We start from the raw sequence: 23005 nt of genomic DNA on the forward strand, positions 1-23005 counted from the left end.
GTTCGGGGTAGTGCCTTCTTTCCATTGTAGCAGGGGCGGCTTTTCTGCAACAGTGATCTTAATATTTTAATAGGATTCGGAATATCGTTATCTTGAAGAAAGGTTATATGAATTTTATCATTTTAAGTATATTTCGGCCTGATGCCGTCCGTTGACGGAAAGGGCCTGCACATACGGGAGGGACATCAAATGCGCGAGACAATATCAATGGACAAAGGCTGGAAATTCCACCTGGGGGATTTCACAGAGCCGAGAAACCGCTGGGCCTGGGGGAAATCAGGCTCCTGGAACCAGGGGCCGGAAAGTATCGGATTCGACGACAGCGCATGGAGAGAGGTCGACGTGCCCCATGATTTTGTCATTGAAGGGGAGCCTCAGCCGTACATGGTCAATGAATTCAATGATAAAGACAACGCCATACCGGAAATGCAGAGCGTCAATAACATGCATACGACCGCCGGATCCTTGGTAAAGAATGTCGGGTGGTATCGTAAGCGCTTTTACATTCCTGGGGAGGATAAGGGGAAGAGGATTGTTTTTATTTTTGACGGCATCTACAGGGACAGTTCCATCTTTGTAAATAACTTTTTTGTGGAAAAGCATTTAAGCGGCTACACCGGCATCCACTGTGATATTACCGACTTGATCAATTACGGCGGCGATAACGTGATTTCCGTGCGGGCGGACGCCAGAGGCGCGGAAGGCTGGTTCTATGAGGGCGGCGGTATTTACAGGCACACTTATCTGCAGAAGACCGCCAAAGTGCACATCGATCATGTATTTGTCTCCTGTGAGGTTGACCCGGAGCGGCTGGCGGCCAAAATTAAGGTGAAGACGGAGGTGGACAATGGGCAGTCCGCCCGGATTCGGCTGGTTACCGAGATTATCAATCCGGACGGTGACGGTGTGGGAGCCATGCAGACAGAGCTCTTGGATGAATGTGTGGAACAGGAGGTTCATCTGTCCGGTGTATCGCTATGGGATCTGGATGCTCCGCATATGTATAGGGCTGTGTGCAGGGCCTACATTGACGATGAGCTGACGGATGAATACAGCGCCGGCTTCGGTATCCGGGACATTAAGTTTACCGGGGATGAAGGCTTCTTCCTTAACGGCAGAAGTGTCAAAATCAAGGGAGTCTGCGCTCACCAGAACCATGGCGGACTGGGCACCGCGCTGCCGGATGAAATCTATACGTACCGCATTCAGAAGCTGAAGGAAATGGGCTGCAATGCTTACCGGACCTCGCATTATCCGCCTACGCCGGAGCTGCTGGACGTCTGTGACCGGCTGGGGATGCTTGTGATGGACGAGACCCGGCTGCTCTCCAGCGCCAGGGAGGATCTTACGCAGCTTGAATTCATGGTGCGGCGCGACCGCAACCATCCTTCTGTCATCATGTACTCCATCGGCAACGAGGAAGCGCAGTCACAGACCACACCCCAGGGCGCCAGAATTGCCGGCACGATGATAGAGCGGGTCCGTAAGCTTGATGATACCCGGCCGGTAACGATGGGCCTCCTGATGTGGGATCTGGCCAATAAACGCCCGATTGAAGACATCTCCGACATTGCCGGCATCTCTGAGCAGCTCGACATCGCCGGGTTTAACTATCAGGATCACCGGTGGCAGGAATACCATGAACGGTATCCGAAGCAGCCGATGATCTGTACGGAGCAGGGAACCTTCAAATCCACAAGAGGCTGTTATAATACAGAAGCGGAGAAGGGGCATCTGGCGGTCACCGACAAGACGGAAAGCTCATATATGAAGGGTGCCCAGCAGTGGCGTGCTGCAAAGCCCCCGTATATGAGCGGGCTTTTTCTCTGGACAGGCTTCGATTATTACGGTGAACCGAGCCCGTATGCCTGGCCCGCGACCAGCTCTCAGTTCGGTATTATGGACCTTTGCGGCTACCCGAAGGACTTCTACTATTACTACAAAGCCTGGTGGACGGACGAGGAGGTGCTACATGTCTTCCCGCACTGGAACGGTGAGCCGGGTGAGAGGAAGGATGTGCATGTCTTCGCTAACTTTGATGAAGTCGAGCTGGCGGTGAACGGGAGAAGCCTGGGAATTAAGAAGATGGAGACGGATGGCTATTTGGAATGGGAGCATATCACCTATGAACCGGGAGAACTGCGAGCCAAAGGGTATCGGGACGGTGTTCTCTTGAAGGAGGAGATTATCAGAACGACCGAGTCTCCGTACCGGGTAGTGTTAAGCCTTGATTACCAGGAGAATGATATCGCGGTCATCAAGGCGGAGGTGCAGGATGAGCAGGGCCTGAGGGTACCGGATGCCGGCAATGAGCTTATGTTCGTGCTGGAAGGGGAGGTTGAGCTGCTCGGCACCGCTAACGGCGACCCGTCGGACCATACGCTTGCCCATAGCAGTGTGCGCAAGGCTTTCAACGGACTGGCTCAGGCTATTGTCCGCTTCGGCGGCCGGGCGGTGGTTACTGTGCGGTCAGACGGGCTGGAAGGCAAGGAATTGGTTATAGAGTAGAAGGTGTACCCGCCCCGGCTTGCCAGCTAACGGAGGGTACGCCCATATTTCTGCCGAAGTTACGATTTCGCAGACCTTGCGGACTCAGGAGGCCTTATAACGGGGACTTAGCTCTATGGATGCGCTATCATCTTCAAATAAGGTCACTGGAGTCCGTTACGGTGGATCATTGGCGCAACACCGGGAAATAGCGGCGCCTGGGTCTGTTAGCGTGAAAGTACTGGCACAGTCCCCCACCGGGAGCAGACTCGTCAGCATCAATCCTAGAGGAGTTGTCCTAAAGCGGCCGGTTCATGGCTTCTAGGACAGCTCTTTTTTGGCTTGAGCAGAGGGGTTGTAATACATCCACCCTGTTCGGGGAGGTTTAAAGATGCAATAATTTGGTCAGTAATGAGTGGTTCGCTTGAGGAGAAAGTTCAGACCGTGCCGTAAGCAGAGCGGTGCTCTGGGCGTGCCGTAAGCAGATCGGTAGCTCGGAGCATACGGAAAGTAAAGCGGGAGCAGGAGGACGCGATATGACGGAAATGCATCACCAAATTTCAGAGCAGTTAAGCCGGATTGAACGGGAAGAGCAGGTGCAGATTGTCTATGCCTGTGAATCCGGCAGCCGGGCCTGGGGCTTTCCCTCGCAGGACAGCGATTATGATGTGCGATTCATCTATGTCCGTCCGGTGGAGTGGTACTTGTCCATTGAAGATAAGCGGGATGTCATCGAGCGCCCGATCAATAATATGCTGGACATGAGCGGCTGGGACCTGCGCAAAGCGCTGCGGCTGTTCCGCAAGTCGAACCCGCCGCTGCTGGAGTGGCTGCAGTCGCCGATTGTGTACCGGGAGAATCATAGCGCCGCGGAGCAGATCCGCAGTCTATCGCCGCTGACCTTCTCGCCAAGGTCCTGCATGTATCACTATCTGCATATGGCGAAGGGCAATTACCGGCAGTATTTGCAGGGTGAACGCGTCCGGATCAAGAAGTACTTCTATGTGCTGCGGCCGATTCTGGCCTGTGAATGGATTGCGAAGCACGGCAGCATGCCGCCGATGGAGTTTGCCCGGCTTGCCGGTGACCTTGTGCCTGCGGACAGCAGGCTGAAGGCAAGCGTAGACGAGCTGCTGGTCCGCAAGCGGGCGGGCGAGGAGATGGACAACGAGCCGAGAATTCACGTGATTAATGATTATCTGGAGGAGCGGATCCTGCACTATGAACAGGCGGCCGCAGCGGTTCCGCCAGGCGCCGGGGATCAAAGTGAACGGTTGGATAGGCTGTTTCTCTCGGTGCTGCAGGAGGTATGGGGGCACGGGCAGGGTAGGATTTTTACTATATAACAGGAGTTGAAGCGGATGGCTTACCAAACCATCGATAATGTACGTGTCTGGGGCAAACCTGACGAGGGCGCGCTGGCTCAGGCCAAAATATGTGCGGAGTACGGCCAGGTGGTGCAGACGCTGCTGATGGCGGATCATCATAAAGGATACAGCCAGCCGATAGGTGGTGTGGTCGTGTATGACGGACAAATCTCACCTTCCGGCGTAGGTTACGACATTGCCTGCGGCAACAAAGCGGTGCGGACCGGCTTGTCCGCCAAGGACGTTAAGCCGAAGCTCCCGCAGATTATGGATCAAATTGCCCGTAAAATCTCCTTCGGGGTCGGGCGGATTAACAATGAGAAGGTCGATCATGAACTGTTTGATGATCCGGATTGGGATGTCTTTAAGGCTGTGGGCGTACAGGAGCACGACAAGCTGAAGCTGCTGGCCCGCAATCAGCTGGGGACGGTCGGCAGCGGCAATCATTTTGTGGACCTGTTCGAGGAAGCGGAGACGGGGGCCTTGTGGGTGGCCAATCATTTCGGCAGCAGAGGGTTCGGGCATAAGACAGCCAGCGGTTTCATCAATCTGGCGGCAGGCAGAGCGTTTCTGGCGAACGCCCCGGGAGAGAAGATGGATCAGCCTCCGGTGCTGCTGGATCTCAACAGTGAGCTGGGCGAGATGTATTACCGGGCGATGAAGCTGGCCGGACGCTATGCCTATGCGGGAAGAGACGAAGTGATGCGGCAGGTGCTGAAGATTCTGGGCACCGGCGCTGAGCTGGAGGTGCATAACCACCATAACTATGCCTGGAAGGAGAACCATAACGGCCGGGAAGTGGTTGTGGTGCGTAAAGGAGCTACTCCGTCAGCGCCGGGTCAGATCGGATTTATCGGCGGCAGCATGGGCGATATTTCCGTGATCGTCAGAGGCAAGGACAGTGCAGAGAACCGTGAGGCCTACTACAGCACCGTTCACGGTGCGGGACGGTTGATGAGCCGCACTCAGGCTGCAGGCAAAATGAACTGGAAGACCCGCACGCGCAGCGGCGGGCTGATTACTCCAGAGCAGATGGCTGCAGCCGTATCGGCATACGGCGTAGAGCTGCGCGGCGCAGGCACGGACGAGAGCCCGTTCGTCTACCGGAAGCTGCAGGAGGTGCTGGATGCCCATGCGGAGACCGTAGAGGTCATGCATGGGCTGAAGCCGGTCGGTGTCTGTATGGCCGGGGCCGATGAATTCGACCCGTACAAGGATTAATTATGCTGCCGTTGAATTTTTTCCGGCTGCCACTCTCAGCTTTGTGCGGGTGCTGAGCAGGAAGCCTACGAGGGAAGCCAGCAGCTGCTGGAACACCATACCCAGCACGACCGGAACGGCTACCGGCGCGGGAAAGTACGAGACGGCAAGCACGGCGCCGGCGCTGATATTGCGCATGCCGCCATTGAAGACGAGGGCGACTTCGTCTGCCTCGTTCCAGCGCAGCAGCCCCGCGATCAGGAAGCAAATCGCATAGCCCGTAGAGGCGAGCAGCACGATCACACCGGCCAGCAGCACCAGCTGCAGGTCGATATCGGCCAGATATGGCGAAATTACAGACCCGTTAATCATGATGACGATAGCCATGAACAGCTTGGAGAACGGATTCAGTCTGGGGCTCCAGCGGGGAGCGACGGCGCCCTTGCTCCATTCATTGAGCACCATGCCGAGCAGGGAGGGCACGACGATCATCCAGAAGAGGCTGCCCATCATCGCCCAGACATCCAGCTTCACGCTGGTTCCAATCAGCACCGACAGCACGCCGGGAACAGCAAAAGGAGCCAGCAGCGTATCAATCAGAATGATTGACAGGGTCAGCGCGGTATTGCCTTTATAGATACTGACCCAGATGAAGCTGCTTACGCCTGTAGGGATTACTGCGGCAAGCACCAGCCCGGTAATGGTGTACTGATCCCCGGAGTACAGCACATTTCCGAATCCGAAGGCGACCAGAGGCATCGCAATATGCAGGACGAATATACAGGCGAATAGGGGCAGCGGTCTTTTGAGAACATTCAGAAAATCCTTAAATCCCAGGCTGATGCTTCCGGCAAACGTCATAAACGCAAACAGCCAGGGTGACAAGAACGTATATGGGGATAACGCGGTTCCGCTGAGCACGCCTATCAGGACGCTAACCGGAGTAATAAGCGGCATCATGCGGTTTAGCTTACGGTTTAAAGCAAGAAGCATTATCATGACTTCCTTTGCGGTGAGTTCTTCCCATTATACAACTATTGAATGGCAGGACAACCTTTCATCGGGCGCTCTTTGCGATTTTGTCACGAAATTGTACGGGCAGCAGCCTTTGAAAATCATCTGAAAAATGTGCTAGAATCTAAAAATCAGTGTGTAGAGATATTGGCTGTGCTACCCTTCGGTACAGTCCAAAAATATATGTCTCTTAAGATACGTCTACCATCTGAAATTACTTTCAAATGGAGATGGTCACTTATGCATGAAGAAACAAGATTACCGCGGAACGGCAAAGAATTCGTTATATTTCTGGCGATTATATCCATTCTTTCCGTCAACCTGATCGCACCGCTGATTATGGGCTTCAAATTCGGGTTCAGCCGGGAAGTCTATCTTGACACCCTGCAGGCGATTCCGTTCGTATGGATTTGCGTCATTCTGCTCGTCACGCTTGTTGCCAATCCGATAGTCAGCAGACTTGTGCACAGGTTTACCATGCCTACCGACAGCTTCAATGCCAGAGTGCTGTTCACGATCCTCTTCAGTGTTACCATTCTTTCTGTCCTCCTGACCGTAATCGGTTCCTGGATCGGGATGCGGGAGATCAGCCTGGAGCCGGTCCGCAACTTCTTCTATGACTGGCCGCGCAACTTCTTTATCGCCTTTTGGGTGGAGGTATTGATCGCCCAGCCGATTGCCAGGTTTGCCATGAAGAAGCTGCATGCACATCAGGCGCGTAAGACAGTGAGTGCATAATTCTATTAATATGAAGCAGGCAAAATAAAACCGGGCCAGGGCAAGGGGGAGGTTCCCTTGTTCCAGCCCGGTTGTTTGCATTATTCCCGGTCAGCCGGCCCCTTCGACCGCTTCTCTCCAAGTCGCTTGGGCTTCCCCGGCTTCCTCGGCGTCCATTACAATCTGCAATTCTCCGCCGCTTGCCGTAATCTCGCCGACCCGGGTCCACGGCTGAGCCATGTTCGCCTTCAACAGGCCCGGGCGGAATTCATCCATCGACACCTCAAGGGGCTTGCGCTGGATTTCAATGCGGCCGTTGCCGAATGCGAGATCCACCCCGCTGCGTTCCGCCCAGAAAGCGGCGTAATCCAGCATGCTGCGGCTGGCCTGCTCGAACGGAAGCCCGGGATGGGCCGTGGCGTAAGCCCAGTGATCCCACTGGCGGCCGACCATATAGGCCCGGGAGAACCCGCTGCCGTCCATGATCGGCAGCGCAGTTACAGCATCGCCGTTAACATAAACGAGGCGCGTCTGAAACCTGTAATCCTCAAAATGGCTTTCCGTGTATACCCCATGATTGCTCCAGCCCAGCACCGGATACGTGATCCGCTTATACACTGCGGCTGTATCCCTTAGAGCAGCCGTAGTGCGGCTGTCTTCGCCGGTTATATACTTCCCGTAGAACGGGGTTCCGAAGGAAAGGACGATGAAGGAAATTCCCCATAGCAGCAGAAACGTCCCGGCCGGCCAGATCTTTCCGGCCAGAACCGATGCAGCCTGTTCCGGCGGGGCGGCGATGCCGATCCCGCAGGTGCTGTCCGTACAGCCGCCTTCGAGTTTGCGTCTGGCCGCTACTGCACCGTAAATGCGGGCGGCGATGCCATGAACCGGCGGCAGGCCAAGCAGCAATCCGGCCGGAAAAGTCCAGCCCATGGACCGCAGAATCGCAGCGTACGTATCCACGCCTTTATGCAGCTTCGTTCCCTTCTCTACGGCGTAAATATCGTGCAGCAGGTCCGCCTCGGGAATGCCTGACAGCAGTTTCTCCTCTGCCGCGAAATCCTGCAGCGCTTTCCATTCGATCGCCTTGCAGATATCAAGGGCCGACAGGATGCCGACGGTCTGGCGGCACAGCGGACAGAGCCGGTCGTAATAAACGGTCAGATGCTTGCGTTTAGCTGCAAGAAGCCGGTCGTACAGCTTGCGGTATGCGCTCTCCGGAATGACGGCCAGATGAATGACAGTGACCAGGAGACTCATGACCGGAATCGGAAACACTACCAGCACACCGGCGTGCAGCAGCACCCCTCCGATACTCAGCCATACCCGCAGCGGCTTGAACCATACCAGGAAGACATACAGCAGCTCATAGACCAGCAGCGAGTAGCCAAGGATCAGCACCAGCCAGTGATGATCGATCAGCCAGGATACGTCATAATACGTCGTAAAAGGGAGTGAAGCCGGAGCCCATAACCCCAAACCGGTGAGATACATGGAGGAGGACAGCTTGTAGAGCATGGAATCGAGATAGAACAGTCCGATCAGCAAAATCAGGAGCGAAGTATGAATGAACCGGGCCTGCGGCCGCGGCAGCTTGCGGACACGCACACGGGCTTGGCGGCGGCGTTCCATCAGGCTCTCAACCGATATACAGGCGGATACCGGCATGAACATGATCAGGAAAGCGCCCGTCAGAAACAGCGAATCCACCTGCCAGTTGTTCGCTTCATTTACGGTGACAAAGCCCAACATGTACACGCTTATCGCATAATTGACAATGGCTGCGGGCCGGGTCAGCGCCCCAATGAGCAGCAGCACGAGCGCTATCAGCCACAGGGCGAACAACACGGACAAGAATGCCGGAGCCTCTGCAGCCAGGCTGTCCTGTTGAAAGATCAAATCTCTGAAGTACATCATCTGCAGCACTTCAAGTATAAATAAAAGGGAGAAGCCCATCCGGAACAGCGCCAGTGGGAAAGCCGGCTCCTTGCGGTCATACAGCTTCGCCTTCAACCATTTCACCATCGCTTTGCCTCCTTGTGCCAGTCATGTTGTTCTCTCATCATTAACCGTTTGACTGCAGGACAAACAACGACAGACAGTGCTATGCTCGAATGAAAGGAACGGAGTGGTGGAGGATGAGCGGGACAGATACCAGTGGAATTGTCAAAATAATTGAAGAAACGGTCAAACGATATATTTCGGATACGGCTGACGTTATAAATGTAGAAAGCACCCCGCTAAGCCTGGGCTCCCAGGCGGTCAATTTGTCCAGGCATAGCGTTATTATGGACGATCAAGGAGTGTTGGAATCCTGCTCTTTGATTACAAAAATGGCAAAGCTGACGGAACGCAGGACCATGCACAGGCTGCTGCACCAGTCGGCCAATGTACCATTCAGCTTAACGTATGATTTGGAGTCAGAGGACCGGGCGCTGCTGTGTATTCAAGATGTGGATTATAAGACCGATTATCAGAACCTGGAGATTGAGAAGCTGCAGCATCAAGAAATTCAGACGTTAGCTTTCATCCACAGGGCAAATCACGGATTGCACAGTGAATTAGCCTGGCTTCCTGTGGTGGATCGGAAGCATATGGAGGAAGTGGTCGAAAGGCGGTGGCGGCCATTTTGGGAAGAAGCTAAACGTAATGAGGCGTTTATCGGAGCTTACGGCAGCTACATTCCTGAGATTGATGCTGCAGCCCGAAGTATAGTGGATGACATGCAGCCAGTAGTGAACGAGGTAAGCTCGCACACCTTAATTCATAATGATCTGAATCCCGGCAATGTACTGGTGCACAGCAATCAGGAGGTGATGTTCATCGATTGGGAGGAGGCCAGGTACGGGCCGCTGTTCCTGGATATTCCGATGAGATTAAATCCGGAGCAGGCGGATGAATACCGGGATGTGCTGGGATCGCATGGAATCGTGCTTCCTGCTGAACGGTTCAGGCTGATGTACGCAACGGCTGCGCGTTATCTCGGCATCCGTTATATGACCTGGTGCTTAGGAGCTTGGACCCGTGACGCGTATGCGAAAAATATGCTGGAGCGGTATTTACAAATGGCTGCGGGAACAAGCCTGTAATCATAATTTATCCCTAACAGGGTACGAAAAAAACCGCCACCCTGGTGGGTCTCAATTTATTCGAGCAGCTGCAGCACAGTTCATCGATTTACCTCAATCTGTAATAATTGAAATTAGGAATATTGTGGAATTCTGTTGCCACAATTATACTTTTAGTGTCTATGAACGTTATCCGAACAAAGGAGGCTGCTGATATACAGATGAAGCTCGGTGCAATCGGTGTTTTTGCAGACAATATGGAGGTTATGGTCAGGTTCTACAGAGAGGTCATCGGTCTGGACTTGCAATGGGACGGCGGGCCGTTTACCGGGGTTCAGCTGGACAATGGAATGTTCTTCAATTTGTGTGAGCGCAGCTTGATGGACCCGGACAGGAAGTTCTCTTATACCCGCGGTATCAACGGAATGACACAGGTTACCTTTGGTGTGGATCACCCGTCGGAGGTGGATGCGGAATTTGCCAGGGTGGTGGCCGGAGGAGCGGTTCCGGTGTTTCCGCCGAAGACGGAGGATTATGGCCTGCGGACAAGCTTTGTGGCCGATCCCGAAGGAAATCTGCTTGAGATCTGCGCAGCGGTCTAACAATGGGCTCCCTGAAACGGAGGGTTAGCTTTACATTGAGACAACGAATGGCTATCATCGGGAGAACATAGCTTTAATTAAATAATACCTTGAAAATACTGGAAGATATATTTATGCTGGGAATAACAAGCGAAGGGGAGAGATGGTATGATAAGTCTTCGTATAGGTGTTCAAGGGGTTAACCAACGAATTTGAGCCCGGAAGCCGGATTCATTAGCAAGTGGATTGGGGTGCTTCTGTGGTTCGTCTAACACGGAGGTATAATGATGAGCATGAATCAGTGGGAAGCATTTTTTGATCAGCATGCGCCGCATTATATGAATAACGGATTTACGAAGAATACATTAGCTGAGGTTGACTTTGTACTGGAGGAGCTGGGGCTATCGCCGGGCGGAAGTATTCTGGATATCGGCTGCGGGACGGGGCGGCATTCCATCGAACTCGCTAAGCGCGGATACAGGGTCACTGGCGTCGATCTCTCGGCAGGGATGCTGGAGGAGGCCCGGAAGGCTGCGGCGGAAGCCAGAATTCAGGTAGAGTGGGTTCAATGCGATGCGGTGAAGTATATGGCTGGTTCCGCATTTGATGCCGTGATCTGCCTGTGCGAAGGGGCGTTTGGCCTGGTTGGCCGCGGTGAGGAGCCTCTGGAGCATGATATGGCGATCCTGCAGCGGATTTCGGATGCGCTGAAGCCGGGCGGCCGCCTGCTCCTTACGACGCTGAATGCTTACATGCGGCTCCGCACGCTGACCCAGGAGGACGTTGATTCCGGCAGGTTCAACCCGGTAACGATGGTGGAGCATTATCTGGATGTCTGGGATTTGCCGGAAGGCAAGAAGCTGGTCGAGGTGAAGGAGCGGAGATATCTGCCGTATGAGCTGATCCGGATGTTCGCGGAAACGGGACTTACAGCAGAGCAGATCTGGGGCGGTACAGCAGGCCAGTGGAAACGTGACAATATCGCACTGGATCAGATAGAGATTATGATCAGTGCGGTTAAGCCATAAGCGAAGAAAGGGATTGCCTGCGGGCAGTCCCTTTTTTGGACATATTAGAAGTTATAAGTTTCCGGGGTATTTGCTGCTTTCCGGGCTCATACCCAGCCTGTGAACTCCAGAATGGAGGCTTTGGCCGACTGCGAGGCGGATTGCAGCGCGTTCTTGCGCCATTCCTTCGGCGATTCGCCGATCAGCCTGACGAAGCAGCGGTTGAAGCTGGAGACGGAATGAAAGCCGACTTGCCCGGAGATGGACAGAATGGTATCTTCGGTGCTCCTCAGCAGCTTGCAGGCCTCCTCAATCCGGGTGCTGCTCAGGAAGTCGAGCGGCGCTGTGCCCATGATTTCATGAAATTTCCGGCGGAAATGGGTCGTGCTTAAGTGGCACAGCTCGGCCAGTTCATCGATGGTCATGGGCGACATGTAATTTTGGGCGATTGCCTCCAGCGCCGGGGAGATGGCCAGTGTACTCTTGGGCGGATGCCCTGTCTGCTGTGCGGGCAGTGCCTCATGCTTTGAATAGATTCTCAGAAGCTCGATATAGAGGGATAACAGCAGCCCATATGCGCTTTCCTGATAGTAAGGCTGCCTCTGCTGCAATTCATTGACTACGGCGGTAGCCAGCAGATAGACCTTGGGATGCTTTTCCCGGCTCAGAATACAGTTTGTTCCTTTGATTGCGGGCAAGCCCGGCTCCACATTGCTGTAGGCCCCTCCGAACGACTGCTGAAACAGCTCCTCCGGTGAAAAAAAGATATACGACCACAGGCTTGCCTCATCCGGCGAGCTGTAGGTGGTGTGCGGAAGGTAGCGGGGGAGGCAGGTGACATCCCCGGCCTGAAACGGCAGCGTCTCCCCTTCAATCTGCATAAAGCCGCTGTCGCTATGGCAAATGCCGATCTCCAGATGGTTATGGAAATGCAGATGCTCACTCTTAATATCCGAGATCTTCCAGCGTTCCCCGCTGAGCAGCAGCACGGGGAAGTGGATCGGCAGACTGTAATGGCGGTATTCGATCACTGGCTTCTTGGTTCTGGGCATCAGGGAATCTTCCTTACTTGGATTTGTATAGATTATAGGGGAAGCACCCAATGGTTTCAACTTGTGGTTGTCATTATAAATGGTCGATTATGCGCAGTATTGCTGCGAATATGCTTGGAATTTGACTATATTGAGCTATAGAATAGAAATTGTTAAGCGCTTGCACACAAAGTTACGGCCAGCTCTCAAGCACTCTTGGGGGTTAGGGCGAGAGGAGAACCGGGATGCTGAATGTAGAGTATAACAAGGAAGAAATTGTAGCGGTTATCGACAAAGTAGTCAGAAAGACCATGACGATGGACTTAACGTGGGACTGGCCTTGCGGCGTCGCCTATTACGGCGTTTCGCGCGCCTACAAAACCACCGGAAACAAGGAATATCTGGACATGCTCCGCAATTGGGCGGATGAATATATCGAGCTGGGCCTGCCGCACTGGACCGTGAATACCTGTGCAATGGGACATATGCTGCTCACGTTATATGAAGAAACCGGCGAGCAGAAATATTGGGATATCGCCATGAGCAAGGTGGATTATCTGCGGAATCACGCGCTGCGCTTCGGAGACAATGTGCTCCAGCATACCGTGTCGATCGCCAATGATTTTCCGGAGCAGGCATGGGCGGACACGCTGTTCATGGCCGCCTTCTTCCTGCTGCGGGTCGGCAGCAAGCTGAACGATCAGGAGCTCATCAACGATGCGCTGAACCAGTACTACTGGCATATCAAATACCTCCAGGACCCGGCTACCGGCTTCTGGTACCACGGCTACAACAACGTCAAGCAGGATCATATGTCGGGCATGTTCTGGGGCCGAGCGAATGCCTGGGGAGCCTATACCATGTCCCAGGTGAAGCCGCTGCTTAAGGACTGGTATCTGTACCCGCAATGCATGGATGTGGAATGCGCGCTGCGCGATCAGCTGGCCGCCCTCAAGTATGTACAGACCGAGAATGGATTGTGGCGCACCGTACTGGATGACGAAGAGTCCTACGAAGAAGTATCGGCCTCCTGCGGGATCGCTGCAGCCATGGTCAACAACGGCAATCCGCTGCACACCAAATATGTACAGAAGGCGCTGGAAGGCGTGCTGAACAATATCAGCGATGACGGACGCGTGCTGAACGTATCCGGCGGCACAGCAGTCATGAAAGACAGAGAAGGCTACCGCAATATTCCGAAGGAATGGTCCCAGGGCTGGGGACAAGGCTTGGCCTTGGCGTTCCTGTCGGATCTTGTGAGCCAGGGGGAGCGCAAATGAACGAGAAGACCAAAGGCAGCTTCACCCTGCCGGGGGAATCCGGCTATGAGCAGCTGACGCTGGAGCTGGCCGACAGATGGGGCGCGGATGTTATCCGCGACAGCGACGGCACCCAGTTATCCGATGAAATTATCAATGCGGGCTATGATATCTATTCCACCATTTGCATTATCCGTGACCATAATGAGTGGGCAGGCCGCAATCCCGATAAGTTGCAGCAGACGTTTCTGATTACCCATCCGAAGGTAGCCGTGCAGGACTATCTCTCCATCTATGTGATGGAGGATTTCTTTGCCGAGCAGTTCCGGGTAAATGACACCAAAGAAGCTTTTAAATACTGGCAGGTATTCGACCGGACGACCGGAACCGAAGTGCCGCGTGAACAGTGGAACTATGACCGGGAATCGGGGAATGTCGTCATTACCGGCATCATTCCTTGGCACAAGTATACCGTCAGCTTCCTGGCTTACCGGATCTGGGAAGAAATTTCGATGTACAACCATACCACGAACAACTGGACCAAAGAGCATCTGATGCAGATTGATCCGATGTACGAGGATACCCAGAAATATCTGCTGGAGTGGATGGACAACTGGTGCGTTCAGCATAAAGAAACGACAGTGGTGCGGTTCACCTCCCTGTTCTACAACTTTGCCTGGATCTGGGGCAGCAATGAGCGCAACCGTCATCTGTTCACCGATTGGGGCTCCTATGACTTCACCGTCAGCGCCCGGGGGCTTGACCGGTTCGCCAGCAAGTATGGCTACTCTCTGACCGCCGAAGATTTCGTCAACGGGGGCAAATACCGGGTCAGCCACATCCCTGCCGAGCAGCGGAAGCTGGACTGGATGGCATTCATCAACGATTTCGTCATTGCATTCGGCCGAGAGCTGATCGACATCGTCCACCGCCACGGCAAGCTCGCGTATGTCTTCTACGACGACAGCTGGGTCGGCATGGAGCCGTACAACGACCGCTTCGAGGAGTTCGGCTTCGACGGCATGATCAAATGCGTGTTCTCCGGCTATGAGGCCAGACTCTGCTCCGGCGTCAAGGTGGACACGCATGAAATCCGGCTTCATCCGTACCTGTTCCCGGTGGGTCTGGGCGGAGCGCCGACCTTCATGGAAGGCGGCAACCCGACACTGGACGCCAAGAATTACTGGATCAACATCCGGCGCGCCCTGCTGCGCGAGCCGATCGACCGGATCGGCCTCGGCGGATACCTGCACCTCGTGGAGCCTTATCCGGATTTCGTCGATTACATCGAGAAGATTGCCGACGAGTTCCGCGAGATCAAGGGCCTGCATCATGCCGGCAAGCCTTACCAGATTAAGACCAAGGTAGCTGTGCTGCACAGCTGGGGCAAGCTGCGCTCCTGGACGCTGTCCGGCCATTTCCATGAGACGCTGGCCCATGATCTGATCCATATTAACGAAGCGTTGTCCGGCCTGCCGGTAGAAGTGAAGTTTATCCATTTCGAGGATGTTGCCCAAGGCGCACTCGCCGGTGTCGATGTGGTAATCAATGCCGGTTCAGCCGGAACGGCCTGGAGCGGCGGCAAGCACTGGAACGATCATAAAGTGGTCGATGTGCTGACGAAGTGGGTCTATGAAGGCGGTACGTATATTGGAGTGAACCAGCCTTCGGCAGTGGAAGGCTATGACAACTACTTCCGCATGGCTCATGTGCTTGGGGTAGATGAAGATACCGGCGCACGGGTAAGCCACGGCCGATGGAGCTTCCGGGCGGAGGACACGCAAGGATTGATTCCTGCCGGAGCGAAGCTTGCTCCGAAAGCGGGGATCTATCTGACCGACGGAACCGCGAATGTCGTACAGGACGCCGGCGGCCAGGTTACGCTGTCCACGCATGAGTTCGGCAAAGGCCAGGGCATCTATCTCTCCTCGTTCGAATTCAGCCTGGAGAACACCCGCCTGCTGCTGAACCTGATCCGCTTCGCGGGTCATGAGCTGAACGATGGCAAGTACCTGACGGACAACCTGTACACCGAGTGCGCTTACTATCCGGAGAGCAAGATTCTGGTGGCCATCAACAACAGCGATCAGCCGCAGACGGCGGTCATCGAGACGGAAGCCGGTACCCAGACCTTTGAGCTGGAGCCATTTGATACGCTCATCCGAAATATCGGCTAGCAGCTGAATGGCAGCAGATGATACAGTTAATTTAGTCTGCGGACATGAGAGCAACCGACAACAAACCTATCGCCTTTTGCAGGTGGTGGGTTTGTTTTACTTTATGGATGGGTTTCCTTAAGGAGGTCAAGACATGAGCAGGATTATCGATTATTATTCCGCTTTCGACGAGTGGGGCCGATTGGACCGGGAGCCGCTGGAGTTCAGCATTAACTGGCATTATATGAAGCAGTATCTGCCTGCGGAGGGCAAAGTGCTCGACAATGGGGCCGGCCCCGGAAAATATGCAATGGCGCTCGCGGAACAGGGGTATCAAGTCACGCTCTCTGATTTAACGCCAAGGCTGGTGGAAGTCGCCAAAGAGAAGGCGGGCGAGCTGGGGCTGACTGGACGATTCGACGGCTTCCATGTACTGAATGCTGCGGATTTGAGTGGTCTGCCTGATGGAACCTTCGATGCAGCACTGCTGCTGGGGCCGCTGTATCATTTGCAAAGCGAAGAAGAACGAAATAAAGCGGTGCAAGAGCTGTATCGGGTGACTAAGAATGACGGTGTTATCTTCGCCGCTTTTCAGAGCCGGAGCAGAATGACGCTGAACTCGCTGCAACACCCGCAGCACTGGAAACCTCATGATTCTATGGATACGATCTTAAATTTCCGCCGTACCGGAATATTCGATCATGCCGATCAAGGGCGGTTTACCGGAGCCTATTACTTTAACGTCGATGAGATTAAGCCCTTTATGGAAAGCCGCGGATTTGAGACCCTTGAGCTGATCGGCTCTTCAAGTATTGGGGGACTATTGAGCCGTGAGCAGCAGCAATACTGGGAGGCACGGGGAGAGGCGGACAAGCTGATGGATTTGCTGATTGAAATGGCAAAGGACCCAGCCGTGCTGGGGATCTCCTCTCATTTGCTGTATATTGGCAGACGGAAGGAATCAGGTGACGATGAAGCTGTTTAACAATTATTTTGACCAACTGGCAACCGCAATCCCTTTGCTTATGGGGGAGCACGGCATCCCCGGCTTTGCTATTTCGGTAGTCGACAGGGAGGGGAGCATTTTTTCGGGGGCGTATGGATATACAGACACTGCTAAGCGGACACCGGTCACTTCAGAGACAGTGTTCAGCATTCAATCCATCTCCAAAACCTACACGGCATTCGGGTTTATGCTGGCCGTTGCAGCCGGCAAAGTATCGCTGGATGATCCGCTGAAACGGATCGTTCCGGCGTTTACGGTCAAGCACAAGGACGGCAACGATTATTCCGGACTCATTACATTCAGGCATCTCTTATCCCACCGTTCCGGGCTTGGGCATGAAGCGCCTATCGGGAACAACTTTGGATACGGACCTTTCACAGAACATATCGCCAGTATTTATGAGACCTATCTGCGCTTTAAACCAAACGAAACCTATTCCTATTCCAATCTGGGGATTGACCTTGTTGCATATGCGCTCCAGGAAATAATGGATATGCCTTTTGAAAGCTATATGCAGCAGAGCGTATTCACGCCATTGAACATGAGCCGCAGCACATATAATCAACAGCAGTTCCTTCTGAATAATGACAGTGCCATGGGCCATGACCAACAAGCGCTGGCTAAATTCCCGGTTTCAATGCTTGGCGCAGGAGGAATGTACGCATGTGCGGATGATATGGCGCAGTTTGTAATGTGTTTTCTAAATGGTGGCTTCTATGAAGGGCAACAGCTCATTGATAATGTGATCTTGCGGAAAATGTACACCGAATATTCTGCTTCTGAAGAGTGGCGGTACCAGTTGGGATTGGGAGCAGAGCTGCAGCAGCGGCGGCTTCTGCTCAATCATAATGGCGGCGGTTTTGGCTTCCTGGGAACGCAGGACATTTTGCCGGAGGTGGAACTTGGCGCGGTGGCTTTGACGAATTCGGTGAACCATCCCGCCATCCAGCTTCTGGTTTGCCGGAATATGTGGCGTGACCTGCTGGAGATGAAGGATGCCGGCATAGTGGACTGTGAACGCTTGGACGATCATCTGGAGAGGTACATAGGGCTGTACGAGGCTCAATATAACGGCGGTTCGCATCGCTTGGCCGTGTTCCCGCGGAACGGGGGCCTATTCTGCAAAGGTCAACGGCTGGTCTATCATTCATCCGGGTTGTTTTTTACAGGGGAAAATGATTGTGTGGAGTTTACGGACGATGCAATGCGGTTCAATTATGTGCTGTATCAAAAGATAGAGTAGCACGGGGGGATCAGATTATGAACACTGCTTTGGCAAACTATATAGAGACGCTGCTGGGTCGGATAATTACAGAGGAGCTGACCGCCGAGCAGGGCTGTACCTCTGAAGTCCGGAGCCTGGTTACAGAAGAAGGCAGCTTTATTCTTAAAAGCGCAACCAAAGATAAATACCGCGTCTGGCTGCGGGAAGAGGCTTTGGTGCTGGAACAGCTGAACCGGGAACCATTGACACAGGAACAGCGGGTTTCCGTTCCGAAATTCCACGGTTTCTTTGAGGAGCAGAACGGCAGTCATTTGCTCATGTCGAAGGAAGAGGGCGTTACTTTGACGGTGGCTTTGCAGGAGGCAACTTCCATACCTGAGCGGCAAAGGCTGCTGCGCAGCTTCGGGAATTTTCTGCACCGGTTTCATGAAAGGGTGCCGGATGCAGCCCTGGAGCACGGGCAGGACTGGCTGGAAAGCCAGCTTGCCAGAGCGCGGAGATATGTGGAGATGGGACAGACCGGGGCCGGGATGGAACTGCTGGAGCAATTGGAGAGCGGGCGGCCGGACCCGGTCCAGAAGGCCATGATCCACGGAGATTGTACGACGGACAATGTATTCGTGCAGGACGGTGAGGTGAAGCTGATCATCGACGTTGCCGGGATGACAGTAGGCGACTCGCGTTATGATGTCGCGCTGGCGATAAGGGAATTCGCAGATTGCCCGGAGCTGCTCGAAGCTTTTTTCGGGGGATACACACGCTGCAGGCTTTCACAGGAGGAGCTTCAATACTTCGACAAGGGGCTGTATGAGTTCTTTTGACAGCGGCTAGAGCAGGTATAATGCAATCAGGACCCAGACAGGAGTCCCCAGAAAAGGAGCAGCCAAGAGATGAATTATCCCCTCATTGATATCGGCGTGAATCTGATGCACCGGTCCTTTCAGCAGGACCGCGAAGCGGTGGTGGCTAATGCCGCGGCCGGCGGTGTAGCGCCGCTGATTATTACAGGAACAAGCCTGCGCAGCAGCACAGAGGCGGCACGGTATGCCGGGCGTTATCCGGGCGGGCTGTACGCGACTGCGGGAGTGCATCCGCATGATGCCAAGAGCTGCGGCGCGGGAACGATCGGCAAGCTGAAAGAGCTGGCTGCGCTGCCCCAGGTGGTAGCTGTTGGGGAATGCGGGCTGGATTATAACCGGGATTACTCGCCCCGCGATGTCCAGCGTAAATGGTTCGCGGCGCAGGTGCAGCTGGCACAGAAGCTGAACATGCCGCTGTTCCTGCATGAACGGGAGGCGAGCCGGGATTTTGCGGCGATCCTGAAGGAGCACAGCGCTGTAAGAGCGGTAGTCCACTGCTTCACCGGCACGGCCTCCGAGCTTAAGACTTATCTGGATCTGGGCCTGTACATCGGGATTACCGGCTGGGTCTGCGATGAACGAAGGGGCAAACATTTGCAGGAGCTGGTGCGGACGATTCCGCTGGACCGGCTGATGCTGGAGACGGATGCACCGTTCCTGACGCCGCGCGACCTCAAGGTGAAGCCGGCGGAGGGCCGGAATGAACCGGTCTATCTGCAGCATATTCTGCAGGCCGTCGCCCGCTGTATCGGCCGTCCGGCAGTGGAAGTCGCCAAGGCGGCAACGGATAACGCACGGGTATTCTTCGGGTTATGAGAGAAGGGGAGAGGTGTAGAAATGGAACGGTTTATCATTCGCAACCCTGTGGAAGAAGATTTTGAACAGATCGGCGATTTCAATTTTGTGTACAAGCTGCATTGTTTATATCATGGCGATTATGATGCTGAGAATATGTTCGTGGCCATGAACGAAACGGGCGGTCTGTCGGGCATCGCGCAGCTTGCTTACCATGGTTCCTTTCATGCGGACGGACATGACACGGATCCTGACTTTATCCGCTATTTGAACTTTGAATTAGACGTAGCTCCCGGCGGGATGAAGGAGAGTATCCGGAATGCTCTGACAGAGGCATTGCTGAAACGGGCGGCAGAGCTTAAAGCGCTGCACCCTGCCAAGCGGATTGCCATGACGCAGTTTATGGATGCAGACCATGTCAATGAGCTCGGTTATTATCTGGGACGGGGCTTTACTGTACATAACAGCATCGCCGTATTTCAATTCGACTTGAGCCAGGAGATTCCTGCGTATCCGCCGCCGGCCCATGTTACCGTGACCCCTTATACGCTTGATAACGATGAAATTTTGCATCAGCACCGGCAGGCGGAGGCGGCGGCTTTTGACAGTCCGACCTGGAGCCTAAACCATTTGCGCTGGATGCAGGGTGCCCAGGAGATGATGAACTTCGGTGCCTTCAGCGAAGGCCGGCTCATTGGGAATACTTCTACCTGGCGGGTCTCGGACACTGAAAGTGTAACCGAGAATATATTTGTGAGTTTGGAGTGGCAGAAGCAGGGCGTGGCCCGTTGCATCATCAGTGCGGCACTGCGGCATTTGCAGCAGCAGGGCAAGACCGTCGCCTCGCTTGGGACTTTCGGAACCAACCGGAAGGCCATCCGCCTGTACACAGAGCTCGGGTATGAGCTAACCGGAATCCGAATGATGGTCGGCTACGAGGTATAGTGGTTCATGGCGAACACCTATTCCACTTCTCAGGTCGCCCGGCTCATCGGCATACATCCCAATACGGTCCGGTTGTACGAAACACTGGGCCTGATCCCGCCGCCGCGAAGACGGCCTAACGGATACCGGGAGTTTACGGATGTGCATATCGAGCAATTTAAACTCGCCCGCAGCGCTTTACAGGTCGAGGTGCTGCAGAACGGACTGCGCAAAAAGATGCTGCGCACCATCAAGCTGTCCGCGCAAGGAGACTATCCGGCGGCCATCCGGCTGGCGGAAAGCTATCTGGAGGAGATCCGGTTGGAGCAGCAGCGGGCGGAAGAGGCATTGTCGCTGGCAGAGCAATGGCTTGATGATTCCGGCGGGGAGGATACCCGCTGCTGGACCCGGAAGCAGACGGCGGAGCTGCTGGAGGTGACGATGGATACACTGCGCAACTGGGAGCTGAACGGACTGTATACAGCCAAGCGGAAGCAGAACGGCTACCGGGTCTACACCGGGCAGGATATCCGGCTGCTGAAGATAATCCGTGCACTCCGCTGCGCCAATTATTCACTGGGGTCAATTTTACGGATGATTAACGCCGTAAGAGCAGGAACAGGCACGGAGCTCCGCGAAGTGCTCGACACCCCGCATGAAGCGGATAAAGTGGTGTATGCCTGTGACCGGCTGCTTTCTTCCCTCCGGGAAGCGGAGCAGCGGGCGTTGGAGGTACTGCGGCAGCTGCAGCGGATGAAGGAACAATATATGAACCCTACACTATAACACCAGACTTTTGGCTGGTGTTATTTTGTATTCATCAGTGCAGGGGAGGTAACCAAGATGGAAACCATCGTAGTAGAGCAGCTTAGCAAGGCGTACCAGGAAACACAGGCCGTGGATTGCATCAGTCTGGCTGTAGAGAGGGGGGAGGTGCTTGGTGTCCTGGGGGCTAACGGGGCCGGAAAAAGCACGTTACTGGAGTGCATTCTAGGCGTCAGACGGCCGGATAGCGGAAAGGTATCCATACTTGGAATGAATCCGGTACGGGACAGAAAAGCTTTGTTTCAGCGGGTAGGCGTACAGTTCCAGGAATCCCGCTATCAGGAGAAAATCACGGTGGGCGAGCTATGCGCCGTTACCCGTTCGCTTTACCGTTCTCCGGCAGACAGCGAAGGCTTGCTGTCCCGCTTTGGACTGGCCGGCAAGCAGAAATGCCAGGTCAGCGGACTGTCCGGCGGAGAGAAACAGCGTCTGTCTATCGTGCTGGCGCTGCTGCCCAATCCGGAGGTGCTGTTTCTGGATGAACTGACGACCGGGCTGGACCCGCGGGGGAGGCGGGAAGTGTGGAAATGTATCTCCGGCTTGAAGCAGGAGGGTCTTACTATCCTGTTGGTGTCGCATTTCATGGATGAGGTGGAGGCGCTGTGCGACAGGATTTGTATTTTGAACAAGGGAAGAACGATCTTTGCCGGCACTGTCGGCGAGGCAATAGCAGCAAGCCCGTTCACCCATTTCGAGGACGCTTATTTATGGTATACCGATGAGGAGGAGCGGCAGTATGAGAGTGTTTAGGGTCATGTTCGGAATGGAATGGAAGCTGGCCGTCCGCGGCATGGATATGGTTATCTTTGCCGTCGCGATGCCGGTCGCCGTGATGATTGTACTGGGGATGATTTATGGCGACCGTCCGGCATATGCAGGGGCAAGCTACAGCTTTGTGGAGCAATCCTTCGGCGCTGTTACGGCCGTAGCCATTGCAGCCTCCGGCTTAATGGGATTGCCGCTGGTGGTTGCCGATTACCGCAGCCGGAAGATTCTTAAGCGATTCAAGGTGACGCCGGTCAGCCCTGTATTGATCCTGCTGGTGCAAATGCTGGTCAACCTGCTGATGTCACTGATTGCCCTGGTGCTGGTCTACATTGTGGGCGCAGTATGCTTTGGCCTGCGTGTGGAAGGAAGCTGGGTATTGTTTATGGGCGCCTTTCTGCTGGTTGCAGCCTCAGTATACAGTATCGGCATGCTCGTGGGGGCGGTGTCGCCGAATATCAAAATCTCCAATCTGCTGTGCTGTGTGCTTTATTTTCCGATGCTGCTGTTCTCCGGTGCTACTATTCCCTATGAGGTCATGCCGGGAGCCTTGCGCCGGGCCGCCGATGTTCTGCCGCTGGCTCAGGGCATTAAACTGCTGAAGACGGCTTCGCTGGGACTCCCGGCTGACCATATGCTGCTGCCGCTAGCCGTAACAGCGGGGATAGCGGCAGTATGCGGCAGCATTGCCATACGCTTCTTCCGCTGGGAGTGAAGC

20 protein-coding genes are annotated in these 23005 nt (G+C 54.5%); 17 read left to right on the top strand and 3 right to left on the bottom strand.

The window, feature by feature from the left end; translation table 11 throughout:
* Window positions 1–189 precede the first annotated feature (189 nt).
* The 3 genes from F1381_RS21055 to F1381_RS21065 all read left to right on the top strand — a co-directional run bounded on the left by F1381_RS21055 (window position 190) and on the right by F1381_RS21065 (window position 5075).
* Window positions 190–2508 (top strand): glycoside hydrolase family 2 TIM barrel-domain containing protein, encoded by a 2319-nt coding sequence (locus tag F1381_RS21055; protein WP_187355496.1) that lies wholly within the window; start codon window positions 190–192, stop codon window positions 2506–2508.
* 515 nt (window positions 2509–3023) lie between these two features.
* Complete coding sequence (locus F1381_RS21060; RefSeq protein ID WP_151736813.1) at window positions 3024–3833, top strand: nucleotidyltransferase domain-containing protein; 810 nt, start codon at window positions 3024–3026, stop codon at window positions 3831–3833.
* Window positions 3834–3848: 15 nt separating this feature from the next.
* The gene (locus tag F1381_RS21065) at window positions 3849–5075 is read left to right on the top strand and encodes an RtcB family protein (RefSeq protein ID WP_151736814.1); all 1227 of its coding nucleotides are present in this window, start codon (window positions 3849–3851) and stop codon (window positions 5073–5075) included.
* On the opposite strand, the gene F1381_RS21070 is transcribed toward F1381_RS21065, so the two are convergent.
* Complete coding sequence (locus F1381_RS21070) at window positions 5076–6047, bottom strand: bile acid:sodium symporter family protein (RefSeq protein ID WP_151736815.1); 972 nt, start codon at window positions 6045–6047, stop codon at window positions 5076–5078.
* Window positions 6048–6308: 261 nt separating this feature from the next.
* Between F1381_RS21070 and F1381_RS21075 the strand changes: the two genes are divergently transcribed.
* On the top strand, window positions 6309–6806 hold the full coding sequence (locus F1381_RS21075) for a DUF2798 domain-containing protein (protein WP_151736816.1): 498 nt from the start codon (window positions 6309–6311) through the stop codon (window positions 6804–6806).
* Between the two features lie 90 nt (window positions 6807–6896).
* On the opposite strand, the gene F1381_RS21080 is transcribed toward F1381_RS21075, so the two are convergent.
* Window positions 6897–8810 (bottom strand): DCC1-like thiol-disulfide oxidoreductase family protein, encoded by a 1914-nt coding sequence (locus F1381_RS21080; RefSeq protein ID WP_151736817.1) that lies wholly within the window; start codon window positions 8808–8810, stop codon window positions 6897–6899.
* Window positions 8811–9118: 308 nt separating this feature from the next.
* On the opposite strand from F1381_RS21080, the gene F1381_RS21085 reads away from it, so the two are divergent.
* The 3 genes from F1381_RS21085 to F1381_RS21095 all read left to right on the top strand — a co-directional run bounded on the left by F1381_RS21085 (window position 9119) and on the right by F1381_RS21095 (window position 11462).
* Window positions 9119–9874: an aminoglycoside phosphotransferase family protein gene (locus F1381_RS21085; RefSeq protein ID WP_187355497.1), complete on the top strand. Its 756-nt coding sequence runs from the start codon at window positions 9119–9121 to the stop codon at window positions 9872–9874.
* Between the two features lie 200 nt (window positions 9875–10074).
* Window positions 10075–10455 (top strand): VOC family protein, encoded by a 381-nt coding sequence (locus F1381_RS21090; protein WP_187355498.1) that lies wholly within the window; start codon window positions 10075–10077, stop codon window positions 10453–10455.
* 266 nt (window positions 10456–10721) lie between these two features.
* Window positions 10722–11462 (top strand): class I SAM-dependent methyltransferase, encoded by a 741-nt coding sequence (locus tag F1381_RS21095; protein ID WP_151736860.1) that lies wholly within the window; start codon window positions 10722–10724, stop codon window positions 11460–11462.
* Window positions 11463–11548: 86 nt separating this feature from the next.
* Here F1381_RS21095 and F1381_RS21100 read toward each other — a convergent pair whose 3' ends face one another.
* Window positions 11549–12493, bottom strand: coding sequence for an AraC family transcriptional regulator (locus F1381_RS21100; RefSeq protein ID WP_151736820.1), 945 nt, complete (start codon window positions 12491–12493; stop codon window positions 11549–11551).
* A gap of 224 nt (window positions 12494–12717) precedes the next feature.
* On the opposite strand from F1381_RS21100, the gene F1381_RS21105 reads away from it, so the two are divergent.
* From F1381_RS21105 to F1381_RS21150, 10 genes are all read left to right on the top strand, one after another.
* The gene (locus F1381_RS21105) at window positions 12718–13752 is read left to right on the top strand and encodes a glycoside hydrolase family 88/105 protein (protein ID WP_151736821.1); all 1035 of its coding nucleotides are present in this window, start codon (window positions 12718–12720) and stop codon (window positions 13750–13752) included.
* The gene (gene gnpA, locus F1381_RS21110; protein ID WP_151736822.1) at window positions 13749–15908 is read left to right on the top strand and encodes a 1,3-beta-galactosyl-N-acetylhexosamine phosphorylase; all 2160 of its coding nucleotides are present in this window, start codon (window positions 13749–13751) and stop codon (window positions 15906–15908) included. Before F1381_RS21105 ends, gnpA begins: the two co-directional genes overlap by 4 nt.
* Window positions 15909–16041: 133 nt before the next feature.
* Window positions 16042–16872, top strand: a complete 831-nt coding sequence (locus F1381_RS21115; protein ID WP_151736823.1) for a class I SAM-dependent methyltransferase — start codon at window positions 16042–16044, stop codon at window positions 16870–16872.
* The gene (locus F1381_RS21120; RefSeq protein ID WP_151736824.1) at window positions 16859–18136 is read left to right on the top strand and encodes a serine hydrolase domain-containing protein; all 1278 of its coding nucleotides are present in this window, start codon (window positions 16859–16861) and stop codon (window positions 18134–18136) included. Before F1381_RS21115 ends, F1381_RS21120 begins: the two co-directional genes overlap by 14 nt.
* A 17-nt stretch (window positions 18137–18153) precedes the next feature.
* The gene (locus tag F1381_RS21125; RefSeq protein WP_151736825.1) at window positions 18154–18939 is read left to right on the top strand and encodes a phosphotransferase; all 786 of its coding nucleotides are present in this window, start codon (window positions 18154–18156) and stop codon (window positions 18937–18939) included.
* A 69-nt stretch (window positions 18940–19008) separates the two neighbouring features.
* The gene (locus F1381_RS21130; protein ID WP_151736826.1) at window positions 19009–19794 is read left to right on the top strand and encodes a TatD family hydrolase; all 786 of its coding nucleotides are present in this window, start codon (window positions 19009–19011) and stop codon (window positions 19792–19794) included.
* 21 nt (window positions 19795–19815) lie between these two features.
* Window positions 19816–20718: a GNAT family N-acetyltransferase gene (locus F1381_RS21135; RefSeq protein WP_151736827.1), complete on the top strand. Its 903-nt coding sequence runs from the start codon at window positions 19816–19818 to the stop codon at window positions 20716–20718.
* 6 nt (window positions 20719–20724) lie between these two features.
* Window positions 20725–21483, top strand: a complete 759-nt coding sequence (locus tag F1381_RS21140) for a MerR family transcriptional regulator (protein ID WP_151736828.1) — start codon at window positions 20725–20727, stop codon at window positions 21481–21483.
* A gap of 57 nt (window positions 21484–21540) precedes the next feature.
* Window positions 21541–22272 (top strand): ABC transporter ATP-binding protein, encoded by a 732-nt coding sequence (locus F1381_RS21145; protein WP_151736829.1) that lies wholly within the window; start codon window positions 21541–21543, stop codon window positions 22270–22272.
* Window positions 22259–23002, top strand: a complete 744-nt coding sequence (locus F1381_RS21150) for an ABC transporter permease (protein WP_151736830.1) — start codon at window positions 22259–22261, stop codon at window positions 23000–23002. Before F1381_RS21145 ends, F1381_RS21150 begins: the two co-directional genes overlap by 14 nt.
* Window positions 23003–23005: the final 3 nt, after the last annotated feature.

The organism is Paenibacillus tengchongensis, assembly GCF_008973665.1.
GTDB lineage: Bacteria > Bacillota > Bacilli > Paenibacillales > Paenibacillaceae > Paenibacillus_AQ > Paenibacillus_AQ tengchongensis.